This is a genomic window from Paenibacillus sp. 01T422, from assembly GCF_056398785.1.
In genome coordinates, this window is sequence record NZ_JBFTQB010000981.1 from 1 (window position 1) to 2,280 (window position 2,280).

Here is a 2,280-nt window from a genome sequence, read left to right on the forward strand (position 1 = left end):
CATTTTGCCAAGCTTGAGCGAACGATAGAGATTGCGCAGAAACTCGACACGAGTTTTATACGGATATTCTCTTTTTGGAGAGAGAAGGAACCGGAAGCGTACACAGATGTGATCGCAACCCATTTGAAAAAAGCTGCAGAAATTGCTGCAATGCACAACGTTACCTTGTTGTTAGAGAATGAGGGCTCCTGCAACGGAGGCTTTGCCTTCGAAGTAGCATCGCTAATTCGTAAAGTCAACTCTCCAAACTTGAAAGCCTTATGGGATCCCGGCAATGAAGCCTTGGGTGAGCACTGGTCTTATCCCCGCGTGTATAACGAAGTCAAAGACCTGCTRGCTCACGTGCATCTGAAGGATGCCTTAATCGAGAGCGGAGGTAAACCCTCCTGCGTGCCGATTGGTTCCGGTAGCGTTCCATATGTGCAGCAAATTCTTGATTTGGAAAATGGGGGATACCAAGGCCTATATGTCATTGAGACTCACTACATTCCACCTGGCGGCAGTAAAATGGAAGGGACTAAGCAATCGTTGGAGGGACTCAGAAAGTTGTTTAGCCATCACTCGTTGTCGGAAGAGAAGGCAGAGCAGCTTAAAGTGAAAGTATTTGAGAATCGCCAGGTCATGGGAGCTGCAGCTGCCCTATCCGCAGCAACGAAGATCAAAGAGTTGCTCTCACAAAAAGACAAAGTGAGGATCATTTTTGCAGCAGCCCCTTCTCAGAATGACTTTTTGGCTGAACTCGTGAAGCAGGAAGGCATCGATTGGTCGCGTATCATCGCATTCCATATGGATGAATATATCGGTCTTCCCGATGATGCACCGCAAAAATTCGGCCAGTTTTTATGGGACAGATTGTTCAAGCTGGTTAAACCCGGAGAGCTCCACTTGATTCAAAGCTCATCTGCAATTGAGCAGGAATGCCAGCGTTATGGCGATCTAATTGCAGCTGGGCCAATAGATATCATTTGCCTGGGTATCGGAGAAAACGGCCATATTGCTTTTAATGATCCTCCTGTGGCCGACTTTGCAGACGACCTCATCATTAAGCCGGTTGAACTGGATGCTGCTTGCCGGCAACAGCAGGTCAACGATGGTTGTTTCCCAGACTTTGCAGCAGTTCCTACCCATGCTCTGACTTTGACCATACCGGCGATGATGTCCGGCGCGCACTTATATTGCATCGTACCAGGATCTACCAAACGCGCAGCTGTTGAACAAACGCTCCGCGGACCCGTAACTACCTCCTGTCCGGCATCCATCTTGCGTACACATTCAGATTGTACCTTGTATGTGGATCGAGATTCCTATGGACTGCTACAGCCACTTCAAGTATCAACACAAGGAGAGGGTCATGCATGATCAGATCTATCGAAGAGTTGGAAGCCAAACTTGCTGAGCCATCAGATGCATTAATTCAGGATCTCACAGCGGTGGACGGGGATATTATGCTTCTTGGTATTGGCGGGAAGATGGGGCCAAGCTTAGCAAGGCTTGCCAGGAATGCATTGAATAAAGCAGGTGTGAAGAAAACAATTTGGGGCGTTTCACGTTTTTCCGAGGCTGGTTTGAAAGAGCAGTTGGAACAGGAAGGCATCCGTACGATTGCGTGCGATTTATTGGATGATAAGCAACTCCAGGGACTTCCTGATGTGAAAAATATCATTTACATGGCTGGCAATAAATTTGGGACGACGGGACGCGAGCATTTTACATGGGCAATGAACGCATACCTGCCAGGACGTGTAGCGGAAAAATTTAAGAACTCCCGTATCGTGGTCTTTTCATCTGGCAATATTTATCCATTTACCCCTGTGTTTCAAGGCGGTGCCACAGAATCGCAGACCCCATCACCGCTTGGCGAATATGGTCAATCAACGCTTGGTCGTGAACGCATATTTGAATATTTTTCTCGGAAATATGACATTCCGATGGTCATTTATCGACTAAATTATGCGATTGATCTTCGTTATGGCGTGCTGCTGGAAGTAGCCAAAGCAGTAAAAATCGGAAAGCCAATCGATGTGACCATGGGCCACGTGAATTGCATTTGGCAAGGAGACGCCAATGAAATTGCTTTGAGGAGTCTAAACATTTGTTCAAGTCCTCCGAATGTTTTGAATGTAACTGGTCCAGAAACGATGTCCATGCGCTGGATCGCTCATGAATTCGGTAAACGATTGGGCATTCAACCTGTCATTGTTGGGCAGGAAGCTGAGGATGCGCTGTTAAATAATGCTTCTAAAGCCTTTCAATTATTCGGCTATCCACGGGTGGCACTAC

Annotated in this window: 2 protein-coding genes; both read left to right on the forward strand. The window is 47.2% G+C overall.

Annotated elements, in window-relative coordinates:
* Positions 1–1,359, forward strand: a 1,359-nt coding sequence (locus AC1DUA_RS34415; RefSeq protein WP_477504016.1) for a TIM barrel protein, incomplete at its 5' end; no start/stop codon positions are given.
* The coding region (locus AC1DUA_RS34420; RefSeq protein ID WP_477504017.1) for an NAD-dependent epimerase/dehydratase family protein at positions 1,359–2,280 on the forward strand (922 nt) is incomplete at its 3' end. The genes AC1DUA_RS34415 and AC1DUA_RS34420, both read left to right, overlap by 1 nt.